This is a genomic window from Bradyrhizobium sp. A11, from assembly GCF_042077125.1.
GTDB lineage: Bacteria > Pseudomonadota > Alphaproteobacteria > Rhizobiales > Xanthobacteraceae > Bradyrhizobium > Bradyrhizobium japonicum_B.
Map to the genome: position 1 here is coordinate 2,555,517 of NZ_CP149509.1, position 15,689 is coordinate 2,571,205.

Consider the following 15,689-nt stretch of genomic DNA (forward strand, 5'->3'; position numbering starts at 1 on the left):
CGCGGCGCAAGCTTACTCGGCGGCTTCCTTCACAGTGCCCGGTGCGGGTGCCTCGTCGCCTTCGTCGTCGCCCGAACGGCCCCAGGTCGAGAACCAGTTGTTGAGCTTGTCGAGATAGAGATAGACCACGGGCGTGGTGAACAGCGTCAGCGCCTGGCTGACGATCAGGCCGCCGACCATGGCGTAGCCGAGCGGCTGGCGGATCTCGGCGCCGGTGCCGTGGCCGAGCATCAGAGGCACGCCGCCGAGCAGCGCGGCCATCGTCGTCATCATGATGGGGCGGAAGCGCAGCAGCGCGGCCTGGCGGATCGATTCCTCCGGCGTCTTGTGCTCGTCGCGTTCGGCTGCGATCGCGAAATCGACCATCATGATGCCGTTCTTCTTCACGATGCCGATCAGCAGGATGATGCCGATCAGCGCGATCAGGCTGAAGTCGAAGCCGGCCGCCATCAGGATCGCGAGCGCGCCGACACCGGCCGAGGGCAGCGTCGACAGAATCGTGATCGGATGGATGTAGCTCTCGTAGAGGATGCCGAGGACCAGGTAGACCACGACGAGCGCGGCGAGGATCAAGAGCGGCACGGTGCCGAGCGACTGCTGGAACGCCTGCGCGGTGCCCTGGAAGCTCGAATTGAGCGTCGGCGGCGCGCCGAGATCGGCCATCGCCTTCTGCACCGCCTCGGTCGCCTGGCCGAGCGCGACGCCTTGCGCGAGGTTGAAGCTGATGGTGATTGACGGGAACTGGCCCTGATGGCTGATCGAGAGCGGACGGACCGGATCGGTGGTCCAGGTCGCGAACGTCGACAGCGGCACCTGGTCGCCGGTCAGCGGCGATTTGAGGTAAAGCTTGTTGAGGCTGTCGAGATTGCCCTGCATCTCCGGCAGGATTTCCAGGATCACCTTGTAGGTGTTGAGCTGGGTGAAATATTGCGTGACTTGCCGCTGTCCGAAGGCGTCATACAGCGTGTCGTCGATCAGCTGCGGCTGGATGCCGTAACGTGAGGCGGTATCGCGGTTGATCTTGAGTTGGACGGTGGTGCCCTGCGTCTGCTGGTCGGTCGCGACGTCGCGCAGCTCCGGCAGCGTCTGCATCTTGGCGAGGATCTTGGGCGCCCATTCGTTGAGCTCTTCCAGATTGGCGTCCTGCAGCGTGAATTCGAACTGCGTACGCGTCGGCCGGCCGCCGAGCCGTACGTCCTGGGCTGCCTGCATGTAGAGGCGGGCGCCCTCGACCTTGTCGAACTGGGGACGTAGTCGCGCGATGATCTGCTGCGCCGAGGCCTCGCGCTGGTCGCGGGGCTTCAGCGTGATGAAGATATTGCCGTTGTTGCCGGCACGGCCGCTGCCGCCGATCGACATGGCAACGCTGGCAACGTCGGGATCGGCCAGGATGATCTTGCCGAGCTGCTCCTGGCGCCGGGTCATCTCCTTGAACGAAATGTCCTGCGAGGCTTCCGAGGTGGCGGTGATCAGGCCGACGTCCTGCTGCGGGAAGAAGCCCTTCGGGATCAGGACGAATAGGTAGATCGACAGTCCGAGCGTGGCGAAGAAAATCGCAAGCGTGGTGCGCCGCCAGGCGAGGGCGTGATCGAGGACGTATTCGTAGCCGCGCAGCATCGCGTCGAAGGCGCGCTCGCTCCATTGATAGAAGCGGCCGTGCTGCACCTCGCCATGGGCACGCAGGAAGCGCGAGGCCATCATCGGCGTCAGGGTCAGCGACACGAACATCGAGACGAAAATGGTCATCGCCAGCACGACGGCGAATTCGCGGAACAGGCGGCCGATGATGCCGCCCATCAACAGCAGCGGGATCAGCACCGCCACCAGCGAGATGCTGATCGAGACGATGGTGAAGCCGATCTCCTTGGAGCCCTTGAAGGCGGCCTCCATCGGCGAGTCGCCTTCCTCGATGTAGCGGGTGATGTTCTCGAGCATCACGATGGCGTCGTCGACCACGAAACCGACCGCGATGGTGAGCGCCATCAGCGACAGATTGTCGAGCGAATAGCCGACCGGCCACATCAAAGCGCACGCGCCCAGCAGCGCCAGTGGAACCGTGACGGTAGGAATGACCGTTGCCCAGAAGCTGCGCAGGAAGATGAAGATCACCATGACCACGAGGGCGATGGTCAGCAGCAGCGTGAACTGGACGTCCTCGACCGCCGCGCGGATGGTCGTGGTACGGTCGCTGATGAGCTCGATCTTGATCGCGGGCGGGATCGCCGCCACCAAGCGGGGCAAGGTCGCCTTGATCCGGTCGACGGTCTCGATGACGTTGGCCCCGGGCTGCTTGAAGATCACCAGGAACACGCCGCGCTTGCCGTTGGCCCAGGCCGCCTGCTTGGCGTCTTCGGCGGCACTGACCGCCCGGCCGACGTCGCGGATTCGCAAGGGACCGCCGTTGCGATAGGCGATGATGACGTCGTTCCAGTCCTTCGCCTGCGTGAGCTGGTCGTTGGCGTAGATCGTGTAGGCGCGCTTCTCGCCGTCGATATTGCCCTTGGGACTGTCGACGGTGGTGATCGCGATCTGGCTGCGGACGTCCTCCATCGACAGGCCCTTGGCAACCAGCTTGGCGGGGTCGACCTGGATGCGGATGGAGGGCTTCTGCTGGCCGCCGATGAAGACCTGCGCCACGCCCGACAGCTGACTGATCTGCTGGGCGAGCTGGGCATCGACCGCGTCGCTGACGCTGGTCAGAGGCAGCGTATCCGATGTCGCCGACAGCAACAGGATCGGCGCGTCGGCCGGGTTGACCTTGCGGTAGGTCGGCGGCGAGGGCAGGTTCTTCGGCAACTGGCCGCTGGCGGCGTTGATGGCGCCCTGCACGTCGTTGGCGGCGCCATCAATGCTGCGGTTGAGGTCGAACTGGATGGTGATCGACGCGGTGCCGAGATAGCTCGTCGAGGTCATCTGGGCGATGCCGGGGATCTGGGCGAACTGGCGCTCCAGCGGCTGGGCCACGGACGAGGCCATCGTCTCGGGGCTGCCGCCCGGCAAATTGGCGGTGATCTGGATGGTCGGGAAGTCGACCTGAGGCAGCGGTGCGACCGGAAGCAGGGGATAGGCGACGAGACCGACAAAGAGGATGCCGGCCATCAGCAGCGAGGTGCCGATGGGATAACGGATGAAAGGTGCCGAAATCCCGCCCTCGGTCATTCCTGTCGCACCTTGTTCTGGGCCGGGTTCGAGCTCGCCACCGCCGTCGAGACCAGGCTTCCGGGCTGCACCTTGAACTGGCCGCCAGTGATCACCTGCTGCCCCGGGCTCAAGCCTTCTTCGATCACCGAACGTCCGTCGATGGCATAGCTGACCTTGACCTTGTGCAGCTCGGCCCTGTTGTCCTGATTGACGGTGTAGGCGTAGAGGCCGTTGGTGGAGTGCTGGACCGCGTCGTCCGGAACTACGGTCGCGTCCTTCAGCGTCCGCACCAGAAGCCGCGTCGAGACCGATTGGCCCGGCCAAAGCGCGTGGTCCTTGTTCTCGAACACGGCCTTGAGCCGGATCGTCCCGCTGCTGGTGTCGACCTGGTTGTTGATGACTGCGAGCTTGCCCTCGGCCAGCGTCTTCTTGCCGTCAGTGGTGAAAGCGATCACCTTGAGCGCGCCGCTCTTCTGGCCTTCGCTGATGTAGGGAAGCTGGTCTTCCGGCGCGGTGAAGATCACGGAGATCGGCTCGACCTGCGAGATCGTGACGATGCCCGTCTGCGTCGAGGCGTTGACGATGTTGCCGACGTCAACCTGGCGCAGGCCGGCGACACCGGTGATCGGCGCCTTGACCTGGGTGTAGTCGAGCTGGGTCTGGGCGTTGGCGATCGCGGCTTCGTCGGCGGCGATCTGGGCGGTGAGCTGGGCGACGGTCGAGCGCTGGGTGTCGACCCGCTGCGCGGTCGCGAATTCGCCGAGCTTCATGGCGCGCTGAAGCTCGAGATTGGCGTTGGCGAGGCTCGCCTCATCCTGCGCCTTCTTGGCCTTGGCCTGGTCGAGCGCGGCCTGATAGGGACGGGGATCGATCGAGACCAGAAGCTCGCCCTGCTGGACGATCTGGCCTTCCCTGAAGGTGAGTTTGTCGATCTGACCATCCACCCGGCTGCGGACTTGGACGGTGTTGAAACCCTGAACCGTGCCGAGGCCGGTCAGGTAGACCGGGAAGTCGATCTTCTGGACCGGCGCAACGCTGACGGGGACGGGGGGCGGTCGCGGTGGACCCTTCTGGGCGGTCTGGGTTTTTCCGGCCCCAGGTCCGAATTTCTGCCAACCATAGTAACCCGCGGAGGCCACGGCCGCGATGATCAGAAGCCAGAGGATCGGCCGGGACTTTTTCATGTCGTCTCGTGTCGGCTCGTATGCCCTCAGCTTAGAATAATAGGGCAATCGCAGGGTTCCAGCGCGTTGTATAATACACGCCAAGTTCCAGTGTAAACAGCACTATCCGTTGATAATCCTAAACAATTGGAAAGCTTTGCACCGTGTGGGCAGTGCGCTGGCGCGGCACTGTGCAGTGCTGCATTTTCTCGGGCGGGTCGATCGGCGGCAAGTCTTAGACGATACTTCTTGGACGACACCCGCAGACGGTGTGCTCGAGCCGACGGCGCAGCCGACCCCCGCTCGCGCGACCGACGAGAACGGTTCTAAATCGCGCGGACGCCGTTTCGGTTGTCAGCAATTTCGGCATCATTCATATCGGCGCCGCCACCAATGGAGCGCAGCATGGATGAATTGAACGGCAAGCTGATCGCGTGTCAGATTCTGATCACGGGATTGATCGCGCGGGTGGCCAACGAGCAGCGCGATCCCTTGCGCTTCCTCACCGACTTCCGCGACGAGATCAAAGCGGTGGTGAACGGTATCAACATCGCGGGCATGGACAGCACCGATCGGGTGCGCGCCGTCGCGCAGAAAACCGTCGACGAATTGTTTTCGCTGATGAAGCCGCCAAGCAGCGATTGATGCTGTGAGGGAGGCTGCGATTGCGCGGCGAGCGGCGCGCTTCTGAGAACGAGTCCAATCGCAATTTAGAACGGTTTCAAACTGTAGTTTAGAATTGTTTTGATCTGGATCGATTCAAGGGTTCTTGCGAGGTGCTCGCATTGACCCGCTATTTTGCGGCCGATACCAACACTCGTTGTTCGCCGAAGAGAATGAGCGAACAGGAAGATGGGGCGTTTGGTAATGGGGCAGGTAGTCGCACCGAGGTCGTTGCGTTCGGTCGCAGCATTCGATCTGGTGGATGAGAAATTCGCGGGCGTTTCCGGTAAGAAGGTTTCAGCGGTTGCGAGCTTGATCGCAGCGGCATCGGTGTCGAGCGGCGCGCAGGCGCAGCAGTCGAACCTGCCGCCGGTGACGGTCGACGCACCGATCGAGCGGCCGCGTCCGACGGCATCGAAGCCCTCGCCGGAGCAGGTCCGCGCCCGCAACGCGATTCGCCGCGCCGCGCAACGCGAGCAGGCGGCGCAACAGACGGCGCCGACGAGGCCGTCTGGCGCTCCCGACGGCAATCCCTATGCCGATCCGGCCGCGCCCTACAAGGTCGACCACGTCCAGGCCTCGGGCAAGTTTCCCGAGAAGATGCTGAATACGCCGAAATCCATCACCGTGCTCAGCAAGGAAGTGCTGGAGGACAAGAACGCCACGACCCTGAAGGAGATCGGCCGCTCGACCGCGGGCGTGACGCTGGGCTCGGGTGAGGGCGGCAACGCGTTCGGGGACCGCTTCTTCATCCGCGGCTTCGACGCGCGCAACGACGTCTTCATCGACGGCATCCGCGATCCCGCCGTGTCCATTCGCGAGAACTTCTTCACTGAGCAGATCGAGATCCTGCGCGGGCCGGCATCGTCCTACGCCGGCCGCGGCACTGCCGGTGGCGCCATCAACATCGTCACCAAGCAGGCCGGCAATCGCAACTTCCAGCGCGTAGACTCCGAATTCGGCACCGACATGACCAAGCGCGTCACGCTCGACGTCAACCAGGTCATCGATCCGACCTTCTCGGTTCGTGCCGGCGGTCTGTTCCAGGACGCCAACGTCGCCGGCCGCGACCACGTGACCGACAATCGCTGGGGCAGCTTCATCTCGACCAAGTACACGCCGACCGACGACATCAAGATCACGACGAACTACGTCCACACCGACCTCAGCGGTTATCCGGATTTCGGCGTGCCTTACTACAGGCAGGGCAACGTGCCGGTGACCTCGGCCGGCATTCCGCGTCAAAACTGGTACGGCTTCCTCAACCGCGATTTCCAGACCGCGCGGCAGGATTTCGGCACCGGCATCGTCGAGTACAAGGTCAACGAGGCCATTACGCTGACCAGCAAGGTGCGCGGCGAGCACTCGCTGCTCAACTATATCGGCACGCTGCCGCAGAATCCGAACACCACCAGTCCCAATCCGCTGCTCTGGACCACGACGGCGAGCGCGCAGAGTCGCTACCAGAACGTCGACGTCTGGGCCAACCAGAATGAGGCCACGTTCAAGCTCGACACCGGCGGGGTCAAGCACACCGCGGTGTTCGGCGTCGAATACTCGAACGAGAACATCTCGATCGATCGCTATGCCGGCCTCGCCTCCGAACTGTCCGGTTCCGCGTTTACCAGCAATGGCGCGGTGACGGGGGTCAATCTCTACGCCCCGCAATACACTTACATTCCCTTCGGCATACCGTCGCTGATGGGAAATCCGACGCGCTATGGCGTCAACACGACCAGCGTGTATGTCATGGACACCGCGAACTGGCAGGACACGGTCATCGTCAACGGCGGCGTGCGCTACGACGGCTACAGCCAGAGCGCGTCGAACAACGGTCCGCAATATGTGAAGCAGAGCTCCGATCTGGTGAACTACAACGTCGGCTTGGTCTACAAGCCGATGTCGATCGGCAGCATCTATGGCGCCTACGCGACCTCGGCCAATCCGTTCGGCTCGGAGCTCGACGCGACCGGCACCGAGTACGGCGGCGTTCCTGCCAACTCGACCATCTTGCTCGGGCCCGAGCGCAACAAGGCGATCGAGCTCGGCACCAAATGGGAGCTTGCCGATCGCCACCTGCTGGTCACCGGTGCGCTGTTCCAGACCACCAAGGACAACGCGCGCGAGACCGTCAACGGTCTGCTGACCTCGGGCGCTGCCTACAGGATCCAGGGCATCGACATCGAAGCCGAGGGCAAGATCACCGATCGCTGGAGCATCTTCGGCGGCCTGGTGCTGATGCAGTCCAAGGTCACGCAGAGCGGCGTTGCTTCGAATCTCGGGCTGCAACTGGCAAACATTGCCCATCAATCGTTCAGCATGCTGACCAAGTACAAGTTCGACGACGGCTGGGAGCTTGGCGGCCAGGCGGTGTACCGTTCCAAGGTCTATGGCGGCACGTTCGCGGCCAACACCAACGAGCTGCCGAGCTATTGGCGCTTCGATGCGTTCGTCGAGAAGAAGATCGACAAGAACTGGACCATGAAGTTCTACGCGCAGAACCTGACCAACAAGCTCTATTACGACTCGTTCTATCGCAGCGCAGTTCCTTTCGTGGCGGTGGCGCCGGGAAGGGCGTTCTATGTCGTGACCACAGCGAAGTTCTGATCATGTTGACGTGCCTGCCAGGCGTTCTCGGCAAGGATGATGTGGCGGATTTCCGCCGCATCATGGACGCCAGCGAATGGGAGGACGGGCGTTCTACCGCGGGCGCGCAGTCGGCCATGGTCAAGCGCAACGAGCAATTGCCGCCGGACGGCGAGGTCGCGCGCAAGCTCGGCAATCGCATCATCTCGGCGCTGACGTCCAATCCGCGCTTCATTGCGGCGGCTGTTCCGCTCCAGATCTTCCCGCCGCTGTTCAACCGCTATGCGGCGAGCAGCGGCCATCATTTCGGCCTGCATGTCGACAACGCGATCCGCGGCGACCGTCTGACCGGCCTGCGCATTCGCACAGACCTGTCGGTGACGCTGTTCCTCGCTGAGCCGGAAGAGTACGATGGTGGCGAACTTGTGATCGAGGACACCTACGGCTCGCACGAAGTCAAATTGCCGGCCGGCGATTGTGTGCTCTATCCCTCGACCAGCCTCCATCTCGTCACCCCCGTGACGCGGGGAACGCGGGTTGCGTCTTTCTTCTGGCTTCAGAGCATGATACGGGACGATCAAGCTCGGAGCATGATCTTTGACCTCGACACCGCGATTCAGGCGCTGGTGGAACGGCTCGGGCGTGACGATCCCGAAACGGTCAAATTGACGGGTATCTATCACAACCTCATTCGCTACTGGGCCGAAGTATGAAGACAATGACCTTCCAAGCAAGCCTTGCCGCAGCCGTCATGCTGATGGCCGCCTGGCTCGCGACCCCTGTTTCCGCCCAGACACAGTCCCCGCCCTCGGCCGCAGCGCAGCAGGCATCTCAGCCGCCCATGGCCAGCCCGTCCCCGGCGGCTGCACCCTCGGCACCTGCGGCTTCGACGGCGACCGCACCGGCAGCCCCGCCCGTGGCCGCCGCGCCGGCGCCCGCAAAGTCCGAGACCTCCGCTGTGGCGCCGGCGATGAAAGAGCTGTCGCCCTGGGTCATGTTCATGTCGGCCGACGTCATCGTGAAGGCGGTGATGATCGGGCTCGCCTTCGCATCGCTGATGACCTGGACCGTTTTCATCGCCAAGTCGATCGAGCTGTCGGTCGCCTCCACCAGGCTTCGCTCGGCCCTGAAGAAGATCGCCGAGACGCGCTCCCTGGCCGAAGCGCAGATGGCGCTCGGCCCCAAGCAGGGCGTGCTGTCGTCCTTCCTGGCGGCTGCCCTGCGCGAGGCGCGGATGTCGGCTGGTCTGTCCAGCGATGCCGGCATCAAGGAGCGTGCGGCCTCCAGCTTTTCCGAGATCGTGCGCGCCGAGGCGCGCCGTATCCGGATCGGCATGGGCGTGCTCGCGACCATCGGCTCCACGTCGCCCTTCGTCGGCCTGTTCGGCACGGTCTGGGGCATCATGAACAGCTTCATCGGCATCTCGAAGTCGCAGACCACGAACCTCGCCGTCGTCGCGCCCGGCATCGCCGAGGCGCTGCTCGCCACCGCGATCGGCCTTGTCGCGGCGATCCCCGCCGTCATCATCTACAACCACTTCTCGCGCGTGACGAAGGGCTATCTCGAGCTCGTCAACCGTGCCTCGGGGGCGGCAGGACGGCTGCTCTCGCGCGATCTCGATCGCAGCCACGGCAGCGTGCATTCGCGCGCAGCGGAGTGAACCATGGCCGTTTCGCTCGCAGACAACGATGAAGACGACGACTTCTCGGAAACGCACGACATCAACGTCACGCCGTTCATCGACGTCATCCTGGTGCTGCTGATCATCTTCATGGTCGCAGCCCCGCTCTCCACGGTCGATTTGCCGATCGACTTGCCGACGTCGAGCGCGACGCCGCAGAAGAAGCCGGACAAGCCGACCTATCTCAGCATCAAGCCCGATCTGACCCTTGCAATCGGAGAAAACGCGGTGCACCGGGCCGAGTTGGTCGGGACGCTCGACGGCCTGTCGGATATGAGCAAGGATAAGTACGTGTTCCTGCGTGCCGACAAGTCGGTACCGTACGGGGAGTTGATGGGGGTCATGGAGCTGTTGCGCTCAGGCGGCTATACGCGGGTGAAGCTGGTGGCGCTGGAAGGCGCTCCGGGAGCGCCTGCGGCCGGCGCCGCTCAGCCTTGAGAAGGCCCGCCATGTCGGACGAGCTCAGACCATCCCGCAAGCTCTGGATACTGGCCGCAGTGGCGGCGCTGGCGCTGCATCTGGGCGGCGCTGCGCTCGCGCTGGCGCATCTGCGCGACGACGACGACGGCGATGGCCTGGGTGCGAACGGCGCCGAGTTCGCCGTGGAGATGGCATCGCCCAAGGCGCCCGAGACCGATCTGCCGCCCGGGCCGGACAGCGAAGCGATGCAAGAGCAGCAGGCGCTTCCCGAGCAAAAGGCCGAGACCCAGGAGACGGAGCTTCCGAAGGATCAGCCGCAGGAGGTCGAGGATCCCGACCGCGTCGTGACCGAGAACAACGCGAAGAAGCCGACGGAAGACGATCCGAAGATTCAGGCGGTCGAAACGCCGGCCGCCGAAGCCTCGCCCAAATCGGTTGCCACGGCACGGCAGACGCTCGAGGAGGATGCGCGCGAGGCCGAGAAGGCGCTGGCGCCCGTCATCGGCATCGGCAAGGACGTCCTGAAGCTGACCGCCGACTGGAACCGCAAGATCAGCGCGCATCTGTCGCTGCACAAGATCAATCCGGAAGGCAAACATCCCAACAATCAGAAGGTCAAGGTGAGCTTCGCGATCAACCGGAAGGGCAACGTGCTGTCGGTGGATGTCGTGGAATCGTCCGGGGACGCCGCCTACGATGCGGCCGCGGTCTCGATCGTCCGCAAGTCCGATCCCATCCCGCAGCCGCCTGCCGGCCTGACCGAGGACCGGTTCGAGCGGACCGTCGATATCATCTTCACGCCGCCGGACGCGAAAAAGAAGAAGACCGCTCAGCGCCAGTAGAGCCGGATCCCGACATAGACCACGACCAGGCACGCGAAGATCAACGCCACCGGAAGCGGTCGTTTCTGGGGACCGGCGAATGCCGCCGCCCCGAAGGAAGCGGACCTCTTCGGCGCGGGTGGGGGGCGGCGGAAGGCGGTAACATTGTCCGCCGCCGGCTCGGCCGCGCGAGGGCGGACGTCGGGCGCAGTTCCCGCGCCGCCCATCTCGGCATAATAGGCCTTGTAGATCGCGCCGATGGTGGCCTCGGTGGCCTCGCCCTCGCTCATCTGCGCCAGCAGGTTCTGGTAGCTCGCCAGGAATTCCTGGGCCTCCGGGGGCAAAGCGGACGCCCCGTTGAGCTTGGCCATCATCTTCCAGGTGGCGAAATCGGCGCGGGCGCGGGTGTCGGCGCGTCGCGCGATCAGCATATCGGCAGCTTTGACCAAGTCGGCCTCTGGCCCTTCGGCCTGTGTTCGGTGTCGCTCTTCAACTACGCGTTGCCGGTCAGGAAGAGAACAGCCTGAATCACATAACCGGTCAACGTCCGCAGTATTGCTGAAATAACATCAAGATTTAGACCGAACTGCGAACCTGCAAGGGGCAGCAAAATCAACAGCCCGATCAGGATCAGCATACCGAACGGCTCGAGACGGGCGAGGGGCAAGGCGAGCGGGCGGGGCAACAGCCCGACCGCGACGCGCCCGCCATCCAGCGGCGGGATCGGCATCATGTTGAAGACCGCCAGGATCGCGTTGATGATGAGGGCGTTCTTGAGGTTGTCGGCAACCCATTTTGCCGCGCCCGCGGGCACCAGCGGCAGGGCATGGAAGGCGAGGGCGGTGGCGAGCGCCAGCAGGATGTTGGTGGCGGGTCCGGCCAGAGCCACCCACACCATGTCGAGCCTGGGATTGTTCAGCTTGCGGAAGTTCACCGGCACCGGCTTGGCGTAGCCGAACAGGAACGGCGAATGCGCGAACAACAGCATCGCCGGCAGGATGACGGTGCCAAACGGGTCGATATGCTTGAGAGGATTGAAGCTGACGCGGCCGAGCTGCGCGGCGGTGTTGTCGCCGAGCCGGTTGGCGACGAAGGCGTGCGCGGCCTCATGGAAGGTGATGGCGAGCACCAGCGGGATCACCCACACCGACAGGTCATAGAAAGAAATGTTCACAGCTCATCCATTTCGGTTCGCTAGTGGCGGCCTTGCAGCCGTCCTAACCAAACCGGCGGTGCAGCAACTCTTAGGCTCAACATAGGATGGCCGGTTCCGGAATGCCACGGTGCAGATGGATTGCTTCGGCCTGGCGTCGTGCAGTCGCGCAAATTCACGCCGGGATCGTCCCCGGATATTGCACCAGGCCATCGTCGAGCTTCACCCAAGCGAGCTTTTCCGACACCCAGATGTGCTCGGTCGGGGCGAAAGCATTACGATCGTCGAAGGTGGCGAGTGCCACGCCAGCCAGCGTGCCGTTGCGGCGCCAGGCGAACAGGCGCGTGCCGCAGCGCTTGCAGAACACGCGGTCGATATTCTCGGACGATGCATAGCGCCCTGTGTCGCCCTCGACGCTCAGCGCCCGCTGGTCGAACTGGGCGCGGGCGAAATAGGGCGAGCCCATCGCCTTCTGGCAGATGCGACAATGACAGACGCGGATGTTGAGCGGCTCGCCCTCCGCCTTGAACCGCACCGCGCCGCACAGGCATCCACCTTCCCGGATCATGATGTCCTCAATAGGTCGCGCGCCCGCCCGAGATGTCGAACACCGCACCGGTCGAGAAGGCGCAATCCTCGGACGCGAGCCAGGCCACCATCGCGGCGAGCTCTTCGACCAGCACGAAGCGCCCCTTGGGGATCTTCGACAGCATGAAGTCGATATGCTGCTGCGTCATCTGGTCGAAGATCGCGGTCTTGGCTGCCGCCGGGGTCACCGCGTTGACGAGGATGTCGTGCGCCGCGAGCTCCTTGCCGAGCGATTTCGTCAGCGCGATCAGTCCGGCCTTGGAGGCCGAATAATGCGCCGCATTCGGATTGCCTTCCTTGCCGGCGATCGAGGCGATGTTGACGATCCGCCCGTATTTCCGCTTGAGCATTTCAGGCACGATCGCCTTGGAGACGATGAAGGGGCCGTCGAGGTTGATGCGCAGAACCTTGCGCCATTCCTCGAGGTCGGTCTCCCAGACCGGCTTGTTGATTCCGGCGATGCCGGCATTGTTGACGAGGATGTCGATGTTGCCGAAGGCCTTGAGCGTCGCATCACGGGCCTGCTCGACGGCCGCGGTGTCGGAGACGTCGACCTTGAACACGCGGGCGTTGTCGCCGATCTCCTTTGCGGTCTTCTCAGCCAGCGCCGCATCGAAATCCCAGACCGCGACCTTGGCGCCGGAGGCGACGAAACGCTCGGTGATGGCGCGGCCAAAACCCTGCGCGCCGCCGGTGACGACGGCAACGCGCCCGTTGAGATCGATCTTGTTCATGCCGCAGGCCTCTGGCGTCAGAGCATGTAGCCGCCGTCGACGACGAGGTCGACGCCGGTGGTGAAGGCGCTCTCGTCGCTGCCGAGATAGACCGCCATGGATGCGATCTCCTCGGCGGTGCCGAGCCGGCCCATCTTCTGGCGGGAGATGAACATCTCCTTGCCCTGCGGACCCTGCGCGGCGGCGCGGTCGAGCATCGAGGGCGTCTCGACGGTGCCGGGGCAGATCGAGTTGCAGCGGATGCCCTTGGTGATGAAGTCGAGCGCCACCGCGCGCGACAGCAGCGACACCGCGGCCTTCGACGAGCTGTAGACGTAACGATTCGCCGGCGGCCTCAAGGCCGCGCAGGACGAGATGTTGACGATGCTGCCGCCGCCTCCCGCGATCATGTCGGGTAGGAACGCCTTGATGGTCCGGTGCATCGACTTGACGTTGAGGTCGAACGAGAAATCGAAATCCTCTTCCGAGCACTCCAGGATAGTGCCGTGGTGCACGAAGCCCGCCGCGTTGAGCAGGATGTCGATCTTGCCGACGCGCTTGGCAAAGGCGTTGACGTCGGCGGTGTTGCGGACGTCGAGCTTTGCGACCTCGGCGATGCCTTCCTTGGTCAGGCCGGCGATGCCGGACTCGTTGATGTCGGTGGCAATGACGGTTGCACCCTCGCGCGCGAATGCGATGGCGCAGGCGCGGCCGATGCCGGCGGCTGCAGCCGTGACGACGGCGCGTTTGCCCCTAAGGCGGTCTGCCATGTTGTTTTTCTCCTTCTTGATTGTCATCTATCCGCCGTCATTGCGAGGAGCACTTGCGACGAAGCAATCCAGGCTGTCTCCGTAGACAAATCTCTGGATTACTTCGCTTCGCTCGCAATGACGGTGTGGCCGTCAGTGATTATCCCGCGCCACGCCAAACGTGCCGGCGACGTTCTGGTAGCGCGTGGCGAGCTCCATGCACGCGCCGGTCGATTGCTGGCCGACGGTGTTGCGATAGATCTCCTGCCACGGCGTCTGGTTCGGCGGATGCTTGAAGCCGCCGCTGGCCTTCAGCTCGGCGTGGCGCTTCTTCAGCTCCTCGTCCGAGATCAGGATGTTGGCGCTACCCTTGTTGAGGTCGATGCGGACCTTGTCGCCGGTCTTGAGGATCGCAAGGCCGCCGTTGGCCGCCGCTTCTGGCGAGGCGTTCAAGATCGAGGGCGAGCCCGAGGTGCCGGACTGGCGACCGTCGCCGATGCAGGGCAGGGACAGGATGCCGCGTTTGATCAGCGCCGCCGGCGGCTGCATGTTCACGACCTCGGCGCCGCCGGGATAGCCGATCGGGCCGGTGCCGCGGATGAACAGCACGCAGCGCTCGTCGATGTCGAGCGAGGGATCGTCGATCCGCTCGTGATAGTCCTCCGGACCCTCGAACACGATGGCGCGGCCCTCGAAGGCGTTGAGGTCCTTCGGGTTGCTGAGATAGCGGTCGCGGAATTCCTTGGAGATCACCGAGGTCTTCATGATCGCGGAATCGAACAGATTGCCCTTCAACACCAGGAAGCCAGCGTCCTTCACCAGCGGCTTGTCGTAGGCCCAGATCACGTCGTTGTCGGGCTTTGGCGCATTGGCGCAGTTCTCGCCGATGCCGCGGCCGTTGACTGTGACCGCGTCCTCATGGATGCGCTTGTGCTTCATCAATTCGCGCACCACGGCCGGCACGCCGCCGGCGCGGTGGAATTCCTCGCCGAGATAGAAGCCGGCCGGCTGCATGTTGACCAAGAGCGGCACGTCGTGGCCGACTTTCTGCCAGTCCTCGATCGTCAGCTCGACGCCGATGTGACGGGCCAGCGCATTGATGTGGATCGGCGCGTTGGTCGAGCCGCCGATCGCCGAATTGATCACGATGCAGTTCTCGAACGCCTTGCGGGTCAGGATGTCCGACGGCTTGAGGTCTTCCCAGACCATCTCGACGATGCGTTTTCCCGTCTCGTAGGCGATCTGGCCGCGCTCGCGATAGGGGGCGGGAATCGCCGCGCAGCCCGGCAGCGAGAAGCCGAGCGCTTCGGCGAGCCCGTTCATGGTCGAGGCGGTGCCCATGGTGTTGCAATGGCCGACCGAGGGCGCGGATGAGGCCACGATCTCCATGAACTCTTCATAGTCGATCTCGCCCGCGGCGAGCCTCTCGCGCGACTTCCAGACGATGGTGCCGGAGCCGGTGCGCTCGCCGGCATGCCAGCCGTTCAGCATCGGGCCGCCCGACAGCACGATCGCGGGCAGGTTCACGGTCGCCGCCGCCATCATGCAGGCCGGCGTGGTCTTGTCGCAGCCGGTGGTGAGCACGACGCCGTCGAGCGGATAGCCGTACAGGATCTCGACCAGGCCGAGATAGGCGAGGTTGCGGTCGAGCGCCGCGGTCGGGCGCTTGCCGGTCTCCTGGATCGGATGGGTCGGGAATTCCATCGCAATGCCGCCGGCCTCGCGGATGCCCTCGCGGACGCGGTGCGCGAGCTCGATATGATGGCGGTTACAGGGAGAGAGGTCGTTGCCGGTCTGGGCGATGCCGATGATCGGCTTGCCGGATTGCAGCTCGGCGCGGGTGAGGCCGTAATTGAGATAGCGCTCCATGTAGAGCGCGGTCATGCCCGGATTATGCGGGTTGTTGAACCATTCCTGCGAGCGAAGATGGCGTCGCGCGCCGTTGCCGGCGGGCGCGTGCCCATTGGTTGGTTTCTTTGTCATTGGTTTCTCCTGCAATGCAAACGCACTG

14 protein-coding genes are annotated in these 15,689 nt (G+C 64.0%); 6 read left to right on the forward strand and 8 right to left on the reverse strand.

Annotation, left to right across the window (positions count from 1 at the left end; genetic code table 11):
• Positions 1–12: 12 nt before the first annotated feature.
• Both WI560_RS11755 and WI560_RS11760 read right to left on the reverse strand, forming a co-directional pair.
• Positions 13–3,159 carry a multidrug efflux RND transporter permease subunit gene (locus WI560_RS11755; RefSeq protein WP_257177822.1) on the reverse strand — a complete coding sequence of 1,049 codons (3,147 nt, stop codon included), beginning with the start codon at positions 3,157–3,159 and terminating at the stop codon, positions 13–15.
• A complete protein-coding gene (locus WI560_RS11760) occupies positions 3,156–4,325 on the reverse strand; it encodes an efflux RND transporter periplasmic adaptor subunit (RefSeq protein ID WP_375308129.1) in 1,170 nt (389 codons plus the stop codon). Before WI560_RS11760 ends, WI560_RS11755 begins: the two co-directional genes overlap by 4 nt.
• A 384-nt stretch (positions 4,326–4,709) precedes the next feature.
• Here WI560_RS11760 and WI560_RS11765 point away from each other — a divergent pair, with 384 nt between their 5' ends.
• From WI560_RS11765 to WI560_RS11790, 6 genes are all read left to right on the forward strand, one after another.
• A complete protein-coding gene (locus WI560_RS11765; RefSeq protein WP_028135749.1) occupies positions 4,710–4,949 on the forward strand; it encodes a hypothetical protein in 240 nt (79 codons plus the stop codon).
• 222 nt (positions 4,950–5,171) lie between these two features.
• A complete protein-coding gene (locus tag WI560_RS11770) occupies positions 5,172–7,574 on the forward strand; it encodes a TonB-dependent receptor (RefSeq protein ID WP_375308822.1) in 2,403 nt (800 codons plus the stop codon).
• A 2-nt stretch (positions 7,575–7,576) separates the two neighbouring features.
• Positions 7,577–8,266 carry a Fe2+-dependent dioxygenase gene (locus WI560_RS11775; RefSeq protein WP_375308130.1) on the forward strand — a complete coding sequence of 230 codons (690 nt, stop codon included), beginning with the start codon at positions 7,577–7,579 and terminating at the stop codon, positions 8,264–8,266.
• Entirely contained in the window at positions 8,263–9,213 is a 951-nt protein-coding gene (gene exbB, locus WI560_RS11780; RefSeq protein WP_375308131.1) for a tonB-system energizer ExbB, read from the forward strand. Before WI560_RS11775 ends, exbB begins: the two co-directional genes overlap by 4 nt.
• Before the next feature lie 3 nt (positions 9,214–9,216).
• Positions 9,217–9,672 carry a TonB system transport protein ExbD gene (gene exbD, locus WI560_RS11785; protein ID WP_375308132.1) on the forward strand — a complete coding sequence of 152 codons (456 nt, stop codon included), beginning with the start codon at positions 9,217–9,219 and terminating at the stop codon, positions 9,670–9,672.
• A gap of 11 nt (positions 9,673–9,683) precedes the next feature.
• Positions 9,684–10,496, forward strand: coding sequence for an energy transducer TonB (locus WI560_RS11790; protein ID WP_375308133.1), 813 nt, complete (start codon positions 9,684–9,686; stop codon positions 10,494–10,496).
• Here WI560_RS11790 and WI560_RS11795 read toward each other — a convergent pair.
• The 6 genes from WI560_RS11795 to WI560_RS11820 all read right to left on the reverse strand — a co-directional run bounded on the left by WI560_RS11795 (position 10,484) and on the right by WI560_RS11820 (position 15,661).
• A complete protein-coding gene (locus tag WI560_RS11795) occupies positions 10,484–10,906 on the reverse strand; it encodes a hypothetical protein (RefSeq protein ID WP_028135755.1) in 423 nt (140 codons plus the stop codon). The two genes, WI560_RS11790 and WI560_RS11795, sit on opposite strands and share 13 nt — an antisense overlap.
• A gap of 62 nt (positions 10,907–10,968) precedes the next feature.
• Positions 10,969–11,649, reverse strand: coding sequence for a site-2 protease family protein (locus WI560_RS11800; RefSeq protein WP_375308134.1), 681 nt, complete (start codon positions 11,647–11,649; stop codon positions 10,969–10,971).
• A 154-nt stretch (positions 11,650–11,803) separates the two neighbouring features.
• Positions 11,804–12,196, reverse strand: coding sequence for a GFA family protein (locus tag WI560_RS11805; RefSeq protein WP_375308135.1), 393 nt, complete (start codon positions 12,194–12,196; stop codon positions 11,804–11,806).
• A gap of 7 nt (positions 12,197–12,203) precedes the next feature.
• On the reverse strand, positions 12,204–12,950 hold the full coding sequence (locus WI560_RS11810; protein WP_375308136.1) for an SDR family NAD(P)-dependent oxidoreductase: 747 nt from the start codon (positions 12,948–12,950) through the stop codon (positions 12,204–12,206).
• Between the two features lie 17 nt (positions 12,951–12,967).
• Complete coding sequence (locus WI560_RS11815; RefSeq protein WP_375308137.1) at positions 12,968–13,699, reverse strand: SDR family oxidoreductase; 732 nt, start codon at positions 13,697–13,699, stop codon at positions 12,968–12,970.
• Between the two features lie 132 nt (positions 13,700–13,831).
• Positions 13,832–15,661: an IlvD/Edd family dehydratase gene (locus tag WI560_RS11820; RefSeq protein WP_028135760.1), complete on the reverse strand. Its 1,830-nt coding sequence runs from the start codon at positions 15,659–15,661 to the stop codon at positions 13,832–13,834.
• Between the last annotated feature and the right edge of the window lie 28 nt (positions 15,662–15,689).

Coding starts and splice junctions, on each gene's coding strand:
- WI560_RS11760 (WP_375308129.1), bottom strand. CDS start 4,325: ATGAAAAAGTCCCGGCCGATCCTCTGGCTTCTGATCATCGCGGCCGTG.
- exbB (WP_375308131.1), top strand. CDS start 8,263: ATGAAGACAATGACCTTCCAAGCAAGCCTTGCCGCAGCCGTCATGCTG.
- WI560_RS11805 (WP_375308135.1), bottom strand. CDS start 12,196: ATGATCCGGGAAGGTGGATGCCTGTGCGGCGCGGTGCGGTTCAAGGCG.
- WI560_RS11810 (WP_375308136.1), bottom strand. CDS start 12,950: ATGAACAAGATCGATCTCAACGGGCGCGTTGCCGTCGTCACCGGCGGC.
- WI560_RS11790 (WP_375308133.1), top strand. CDS start 9,684: ATGTCGGACGAGCTCAGACCATCCCGCAAGCTCTGGATACTGGCCGCA.
- WI560_RS11755 (WP_257177822.1), bottom strand. CDS start 3,159: ATGACCGAGGGCGGGATTTCGGCACCTTTCATCCGTTATCCCATCGGC.
- WI560_RS11775 (WP_375308130.1), top strand. CDS start 7,577: ATGTTGACGTGCCTGCCAGGCGTTCTCGGCAAGGATGATGTGGCGGAT.
- WI560_RS11765 (WP_028135749.1), top strand. CDS start 4,710: ATGGATGAATTGAACGGCAAGCTGATCGCGTGTCAGATTCTGATCACG.
- WI560_RS11820 (WP_028135760.1), bottom strand. CDS start 15,661: ATGACAAAGAAACCAACCAATGGGCACGCGCCCGCCGGCAACGGCGCG.
- WI560_RS11815 (WP_375308137.1), bottom strand. CDS start 13,699: ATGGCAGACCGCCTTAGGGGCAAACGCGCCGTCGTCACGGCTGCAGCC.
- exbD (WP_375308132.1), top strand. CDS start 9,217: ATGGCCGTTTCGCTCGCAGACAACGATGAAGACGACGACTTCTCGGAA.
- WI560_RS11795 (WP_028135755.1), bottom strand. CDS start 10,906: ATGCTGATCGCGCGACGCGCCGACACCCGCGCCCGCGCCGATTTCGCC.
- WI560_RS11770 (WP_375308822.1), top strand. CDS start 5,172: ATGGGGCAGGTAGTCGCACCGAGGTCGTTGCGTTCGGTCGCAGCATTC.